The organism is Mycobacterium sp., from assembly GCF_035653355.1.
In the GTDB taxonomy this organism is placed as follows: domain Bacteria; phylum Actinomycetota; class Actinomycetes; order Mycobacteriales; family Mycobacteriaceae; genus Mycobacterium.
Window position 1 is genome coordinate 1 of sequence record NZ_DASRBZ010000240.1, and the last position, 8,627, is coordinate 8,627.

2 protein-coding genes and 1 pseudogene are annotated in these 8,627 nt (G+C 65.8%); all 3 read right to left on the reverse strand.

Annotated features, from left to right (window positions below):
* The coding region (locus VFA16_RS08170; RefSeq protein ID WP_324967333.1) for a non-ribosomal peptide synthetase at positions 1-6,639 on the reverse strand (6,639 nt) is incomplete at its 3' end.
* Positions 6,626-7,978, reverse strand: a complete 1,353-nt coding sequence (locus VFA16_RS08175; protein ID WP_324967334.1) for an aldehyde dehydrogenase family protein — start codon at positions 7,976-7,978, stop codon at positions 6,626-6,628. The genes VFA16_RS08175 and VFA16_RS08170, both read right to left, overlap by 14 nt.
* Before the next feature lie 357 nt (positions 7,979-8,335).
* A pseudogene (locus tag VFA16_RS08180) lies at positions 8,336-8,627 on the reverse strand (acireductone synthase); the annotation flags it as partial.

An 8,627-nucleotide genomic window follows, 5' to 3' on the forward strand; every position in this document is an offset into this window, starting at 1 on the left:
AACAGCCAGATGGTGCACGATCACCACCAGCTGACCGGTAGAAGCCACCCACAGTGCGCTCAGCATCACCCCCGCCGCCGGGTTCAACCGGGCCCGCGCCCCGATCAGCGCCTGCTCGGACAACACCTCGACCGAGTCCAGACAGGCGGCGGCATTCACCGACCCCGCCTCCGGCACCATCAAGGCCCAGCCCCCGGCACCGTCGTGGTCGGCGCGCAGCCGCAACATGGCGTGCCGATCCAGCAACGCCTGCAGCAGCACCACCACATCGGCCTCGCCGACCCCGGCGGGGCCTTGCAGCAGGATCGTCTGGTTGAACTCATCAACCGGGCCGTCAACGCTGGCCAGCCAGCGCATGATCGGGGTCGCGGCCAGCGGCCCAATACCCTCATCAACCACCTCAGCATCACTGGCGGCCACCGCAGCGATCCGGGCCAGCCGGGCCACCGTCTGCTCGACGAACACATCACGCGGCTTGCAGCTCAGCCCGGCGGCGCGGGCTCGGGCCACCACCTGCATCGCCAGAATGCTGTCGCCGCCCAGCTCGAAGAAGGAGTCGTCGACCCCCACCCGCTCCACCCCGAGTACCTGGGCGTAGATGCCGGCCAGGATCTCCTCGACGAGGCTGCCCGGAGCCCGGTACTGATCAGAAGCGGTGTATTCGGGTGCGGGTAGGGCGCGGGTGTCGAGTTTGCCGTTGGGGGTCAACGGCAGCTCCTCCAACACCACCACCGCCGCCGGCACCATATAGCCCGGCAGCCGCTCGCCCAGTGCGGCGCGGATCCGGGCTGGGTCGGCGCTGCCGGTGACATAGCCGATCAGGCGTTTGTCGCCGGGGCGGTCCTCGCGGGCCATCACTACCGCCTGCTCCACCCCATCCAGGGCACTTAATGCCGCCTGGACTTCGCCGAGCTCGATGCGATAGCCGCGGATCTTGACCTGCTCATCAGCGCGGCCCAGATAGTCCAGCTGCCCATCGGCGCGCCAGCGCACCAAATCCCCGCTGCGATACATCCGTAGCCCCGGCCCGCCGAATGGACAGGCCACAAACCGCGACCCGGTCAACCCCGCCCGGCGCCAATACCCAACACCCACCCCAGCACCGGCGATATACAACTCCCCAACCACACCCGCCGGCACCGGACGCAACCACCCATCCAGCACAAAAAACGCCGCCCACGCCACCGGCGACCCAATCGGCGGCGCCCCCGACCCCGGTGTCAACGGCACGCTCTTGGACGCCCACATCGTCGTCTCGGTCGGCCCATAGACATTGACCATCACCCGCCCCGGCGCCCAGCGATCCACCAGCTCAGCCGCACACGGCTCAGCGCCGATCACCAACGCCGCCGACTCCACGCCCCGCGGCGACAACACCGCCACCGCCGACGGAGTCTGCGTCAACACACTGACCCGTTCGGAAACCAGCAGGTCGTGGAAGTCCTCCGACGAGCGCGCCACCTCTTCGGGCACCACCACCAACCGCCCCCCACGCAGCAGCGCACCCCAGATCTCCCACACCGAAAAGTCGAAAGCCAACGAGTGAAACTGCGTCCACACCTGTTCCGGCCCCAGCTCAATACCAATGTCGAGCGAGTCGAACAGCTGGGTCACGTTGTGCTGGGTGACCGCCACACCCTTCGGGGTCCCGGTGGTGCCGGAGGTGTAGACGATGTGGGCGATATCGCCAGCAGCCGGCGCCGGCAGCGCCGTACACGGTTGGCGCTCAACAGCGGGGTCATCGACATCGACAAACAGCAGCTCGTGCCCGTCTAGCCGCGGGCGCAGCTCGGTAGTGGTGATGGCGGCGATCGGCGCGGCGTCGTCGAGCATGAACGCAATCCGGGTCGCCGGCAGTGCTGGGTCGATCGGCAGATAGGCCGCCCCGGTTTTGAGCACCGCCAGGATCGCCACGATCGCCTCAGCCGAACGCGGCAACAGCAATGCCACCCGCTCTCCTGGGCCCGCACCATGGTCGGCCAACAGGCGCGCCAACCGGTTCGCGGCCTCATCCAGCTCGCGATAAGTCCACCAACACTCACCGCACACCAGCGCCACCGCATCCGGCGTGCGGGCGACCTGCGCAGCGAACAACACCGGAACCGGCGCCCGTGCTGCGCGCTGGGTCAACACCGCCCGATTACCCCACCGATCCAGGCGGGCGTGCTCACCGGCATCGAGCAAATCCATAGATGAGAGCCGCCGGGTCGGCTCGGCGGTCATCGCCACCAACACCCGCTGCAACCGCTCGATCAGCGCCTCAATACTGGCCGCGTCGAACACATCGGTGCGGAACTCCACCGTCCCGCCAACGCCGGCCGGCTCACCGGCCTGGGTCCAGCGCTCACCGAGGTCAAACGTCAGATCCATGCGGGCGGTGCGGGTGTCCACCGGCAGCCGGCTGACCTGCACATCACCCAAAGTCAACGCGGCGGCGGGGTCGCTGGTCTGGCCGGGGAAGTTCTGCCAGGCCAGCATCACCTGCACCAGCGGGTGATGAGACATGCTTCGGGTGGGGTTGAGCCGCTCAACGAGCACCTCAAAGGGCACATCCTGGTGCTCGTAGGCGGCCAGGCTGCGCCGTCGCACCTGCGCAAGCAGCTCGGCAACGTTGGGATCCCCAGTAAGGTCAACCCGCAGCACCAAGGTGTTGATGAAAAAACCCACCAGCTCATCCAGCGCGGGGTCGCGGCGCCCGGCGATTGGGAATCCCACCGCCACATCGGGGCTGGCGCTCAGCTTGGCCAGCAACACCGCCAAGGCGGCCTGCACCACCATGAAGCTGGTCGCATTGTGCTCGCGAGCCACCTTGCGCACCCGCTGCTGCAGCTCGGCCGGCCACTCCACCGCCACACTGGCCCCGCGCTGATCAGCCACCTGGGGGTAAGGCCGATCGGTAGGAAGCTGCAGGCGCTCCGGCAGCCCCGCCAGCACATCCTGCCAGTAGGCCAGCTGTGCGGAGATGGGGCTATGGCTGTCGTCGAGTTCACCAAACTGAGCGCGCTGCCACAGCGTGTAATCGACATACTGCACCGCCAACTCGGGCCAGTCTGGGGCCCGCCCCGCGCACCGGCCGGCGTAGGCCACCCCCAAATCACGCACCACGGTGCTGATCGACCAGCCATCGGCCGCGATGTGGTGCACCACGGCCACCAGCACGTGTTCGTCGTCGGCGACCCGAAAAAGCCTTGCGCGGAAGGGGATATGCGTTGCTAGATCGAACGTGTAGTGCGCCGCGGTGTCGATGGCCTCGCCGAGCCGGCTTTCGGGCCAGCCGGTGGCATCAATGATCTGCCACCCGAAATCGGCCCTCTCGACAGGGATAACCACCTGCTGGGGTGTTCCCTCGGACGCGGGGAACACCGTGCGCAGGCTTTCATGTCGGCCCACCACATCGGCCAGCGCCGCGGCCAACGCATCGACATCAAGCCCACCGCTTAACCGCAACGCCGCCGGTATGTTGTAGACCGCTGAAGGCCCCTGCAACTGATCCAGCAACCACAACCGCTGCTGGGCAAACGACAACGGCACCACCGCGGGCCGCTCCACCGGCATCAACCGGGGGAGCCGACCCGCATCCGCACCGATACGGGATGCCAACTGAGCGACCGTGGGCGCGTCGAACACGTTGGGCACCGAAAGATCCGCATCCAGTGAGGTCTTGATCGCGGCGACTAGGCGCATGGCCAACAGCGAATCCCCACCCAGATCGAAAAACGAGTCGTCGATCCCCACACGCTCCACACCGAGCACGTCGGCGTAAATGCCGGCCAGGATCTCCTCGACCTGGCTAGCCGGAGCGCGATAACCACCGGAATCCTGATACTCCGGTGCGGGTAGGGCGCGGGTGTCCAGTTTGCCGCTGACCGTCAACGGCAGCGCCGCCAACCCCACCACCGCCGCCGGCACCATATACTCCGGTAGCCGCCGGGCCAGCGCGGCGCGAATCTCGGCCGGGTCCGCTGCCCCGGTGACATAGCCCACCAGGCGTTTGTCGCCGGGGCGGTCCTCGCGGGCGATCACCACCGCCTGCTGCACTCCCGCCAGGGCGGCCAGGGCGGCCTGGATTTCGCCGAGCTCGATGCGATAGCCGCGGATCTTGACCTGCTCATCGGCGCGCCCCAGATAGTCCAGCTGCCCATCGGCGCGCCATCGCACTAGATCCCCGGTGCGATACATCCGTTGTCCCGCGCCGCCGAACGGACACGCCACAAACCGCGACGCCGTCAACCCGGCCCGGCGCACGTACCCGCAGCCCACCCCGGCACCGGCCACATACAACTCTCCGACCACCCCAGCCGGCGCCGGGCGCAACCAGCCATCGAGCACAAACAACGCCGCTCCCGCCACCGGCGATCCGATCGGCGGCACCCCTGACCCCGCCATCAACGGCGCGCTGATCGCCACACACATCGTGGTCTCGGTCGGACCATAGGCGTTAACCATCACCCGCCCCGGCGCCCAGCGATCCACCACCTCGGCCGGACAGGCCTCACCGACCATCACCAGCGCCACCGACTCCAACGCCTCAGCCGAGAGCATCCCCACCGCCGACGGGGTCTGGGTCAACACGCTGACTTGTTCGGCAACCAGCACGCCGTGGAAGTCCTCCGGCGAGTGGGCCACCGACTCCGGCACCACCACCAGCCGCCCACCGCGCAGCAGCGCACCGAAGATTTCCCACACCGAGACGTCAAAGGCCAGGGAGTGACTATGCGTCCATACCCCCGCCGCCGGCAGCCCCGCATCCAACGACCCCAACAGCTGGGTCACGTTGCGGTGGCTGATCGCCACCCCCTTAGGCACGCCAGTGGTTCCTGAGGTGTAGATGATGTAAGCGATGTCGTCCGGGCCCGGCGCCGGTAGCACCGCGCTTGATTGGGTGTCAACAGCGGCATCGTTGACATCAATCAGCACCACATCGAACCCGTCGAGCCGCGGGCGCAGGCCCGCGCTGGTGATAGCGGCGATCGGCGCGGCGTCGGCGAGCATGAACTCGATCCACTCCCGCGGATGCGCCGGGTCGATCGGCAGATAGGCCGCCCCTGCTTTCAGCACCGCCAGAATCGCCACGATTGCCTCGGCCGAACGGGAAACGAGCAGTGCCACAGATGTACCGGGGCCCACACCGTGGCTCGCCAAAAGGTGCGCCAACCGGTTAGCGGCCTCATCCAGCTCGCCATAAGTCCACGAACAATCACCGCACACCAACGCCACCGCATCCGGTGTGCTGGCCACCCGCGCGGCGAACAACACCGGAACCGACACGGCCGACGAGTCGCCCGAACTCAAAACGGCCCGGTTACCCACCTCAGCCAAGCGGGCATGCTCACCGTCATCGAGCAGATCCACCGACGACAACGACCGCCCAGGATCGCCCGCCATCGCCACCAGGACCCGCTCCAACCGCTCCGCTAAATTGCGGACATCGCAATTCGGAATTAATTGCCCGGCACCCGCCGTGCTGAGAAAAAGCTGATCACCGTCTCTAAAAAAGATCAGCCCAAACTGATCCACCAGGCCGGCATGGGTCAGCGTTCCCGATACCGCAGCACCGGCAAAATGCCCCATATGTGTAGCCGGAATGAAATTAACTACGACCCGGCTCGACGCCTGCCCAGAGGCGCGGAGACGCGCCTTGTTCTCAATAACGTGAATCGGGAACCGCTGATGCTGCAGCGCTTCTCGCATTCGCGTGTCGACATGTTGGCAAAAACCAGCAATCGCCGACTCAGGCGAAGCTTTCAACACCAGTGGCACCACCCCGGAAACCATCCCGGGCACCGTCAACGCCTGCGGATGCACCCGCCTGCTTACCGGAAAATCGAGCACCACCTCCGGACTCTCGACGTCGCATCCACGCACCAGCAGCGCGCACGCCGCAGTGATCACCGACGAGCGACGCACCCCCAACGCCCGGGCCAACTCCTGTGTCCCGGCCACAGCGACGGGATCCAATTGAACCGGTGCGGAAGACGCACCCGGATCACGGCCATCCGCCGGTGCAAATCGATAACGCGGTTTGCTGTCCGGCGGAAGGTTCCGAGTCCAATAGGCCTCATCTTCCTGGTAATCGGTGGACGCCTCGTATTCCGACTCGCAACCAATCAAATCACTCAGCGACCCGAAAAAAGCGGGCGGAATCTGCCCACCCGAAGCCATTGCAGAATAGACATCTGCGATGCGATGGCAAACAAGAGCAAGGCTGACTCCGTCGACCACTATATGGTGGCAGCATGCAAACAAATAAAATTCATCTGCCCGTGTCTGCAACAACGCAAATTTGAAGAGCGGGCCACTGAGCTGCATAAGCGTGCCTTGGATCGAGCACGCTACCCGATAGGCTTCCAGGCCCGGATCAGGCGAGGCTGTGAGGTCATAGCGTGCAAGCTCGACGTCCGGATAATCGACCGCCTTTTGGAAAACCTCGCCATCGACCTCGAAAAACGCAGCTCTAAGCGGTTCCGCCTCGTGCACCACTTGACGGATCGCCGACTCAAGCAAATCTGGCTCAATCGTGCCGTCGATCCGCAAAAGTTCGCCCAGCTGGTACTTCGCACCCAAGCGACCCGTTTGCTGGGCAAGCCAGATATCCAGCTGTCCCCGGGTCAGCGGAAACACCCGATCAGCAGCGCTCATCGAAGTGCTCCTCCCCCCAAGCAGGAGAAGATTTATGCGTCAAACGCCCGGCCCGGTGACGTGATCGTTTGCGGGCGACGGGTTGGCGGCGCATCCGCTGGCCACGTTGTTTACCGGACGTCCACATCGTTGCCGAGTTGCCGCAGTGCGAGTCCTTCGCCAGCCGAATCGCCTCGGCTTCGTCGGCCACCTTGACCACCTGTAGCATCGGGCCGAGGGTCTCCCCGGTGATACACGACATCGACTGCTCAACGTCGACGAGCACCCTCGGTTCGAAAAACGCGCCGGTGTCAGTCTGTTTGCCGCGCGTGACCACCTCGTCGCCCGCAGCGACGGCTCCGTCAACGTAGCGTCGCACGATGTCGCGCCGCGCGATCGTGGCCGATGCTCCTACGTCTGGTCTGGAACTGCGGTGGTGTGGGCCCCGCCACAGCACGCGCAGCTTGCCGGTGAGCTTGGCGACGAATTCGTCGTACACCGGCGCCTCCACGTAGACGCGCTCCAGCGACACGCTAGGGCCTCCTCTGGAGTTCACGTTCCAGACCTGCGCCGGGTTCACCAACCAGCCCCATGTGATGCGATTAGCGACGTGCTCCAGATCGGCGTCGGCGAGCACAATCGCGGGACCGGTCCCCGCCAGGTCGAGACTGAAGGGGGTCAGCCGTTCCGCACACCGCGCGGCGACCTGTCTGCCGGTGACCTTGGCGCCGGTGAACTGCACGTAGTCAACGACGTCGATGACAGCGACGCCGGTCTTGCTGTCACCGGTCGCCAGAGCGAGCACCGGCGGGGCGCCAACCTGTGTCCAGCCGTGGACGAACTCGACCGCGCTGAGCGGGGTCACCTTCGACGGCTTGAGCAGCAGGGCGGCGCCAGCCGCCAGAGCGGGCACCGCCTCCAGCGCTGGCATGGTGAATGGGAAGTCCCGCGGTGTGATCACGCCGACCAGTGGATAGGGCCGATACACCGTGGTGAGTTTGCTGGTGACGGCGACCAGCCCAGGTTGCGACAGGTACCGTTCGGCCGGAAACTTCTCGGCATTACGCATCCAATAGTTGAGAAAATCGGCGACAGCGATCGGTTCGGTCAACGCTTCGGCACGTGTCTTGCCGCTCTCAGACTGGACGACCTCGGCGATGTGTTCGGTGTTGTCGAGCACCCAGTCGCGCAACTTCAACAGCCACGTCTTGCGGCCTTTAGGCCCGATCGCCTGCCATTCCGGTTGAAAGATGCGTAGCTCGCTGGCCGTGACCGCGACCGCTTCGGGCGTCTCATTCCGCACCTCGCCGACGACACGCTCGCCAGCGGGGTTGCGCACCTTGATGGTCAAGTCGCGCATCGTCGCTGCGTCATTTGGCTGATCCCCCTCCGCGCGCGGAGACCCAGTCAGTATCAGGGCCGCAGCGACGGCAAGTAACGAGTAATTGATTACTCCAATTTCCGTGCTGCATTGACTCAGGCGTTGGCTTCTGTGGTGGCCAAGAGCTCATACCGCCGCTACGGGCGGTACCGATACCACCGCTGCGGTGGTAAAGGAGGCTTCCGGTTCCGTACCGACAACCGGCGTGGGGTGCCTGGTGTATGGCGTGCCGAGCGCAGGACGGACGTGAAAGCCCGGTTGCTTCACGGCACCGGCTGGGCGCGGATCTGCTGATCGAAGCAGCAGCGATTCGACATCAGGCCGGCCGCAATGCCCTTAGCCGAGCGACGACTCGGCGTCCACGTCGGCGAACGATTCAACCCAGCGGTGCGGGGGTCGTGGGGCATTCGGTTCGCCGGGGCGGGCCACACCGAGCACTGACCAGCCGGCCGCCGCTGCGGCGTCCAGTTCATCGCCATGGTCGGACAGCAGCAAAATCCGGTCGGCGGGCAGACCAATGATCGCGGCGATGTTTTGGTAGGAGGACACTTCTCGCTTGCTGCCGGCGGTGGTCAGGTCGAACCAGCCGCTGATCAACGACGCGAGCGAGCCGCCGCGGGCATGGGTG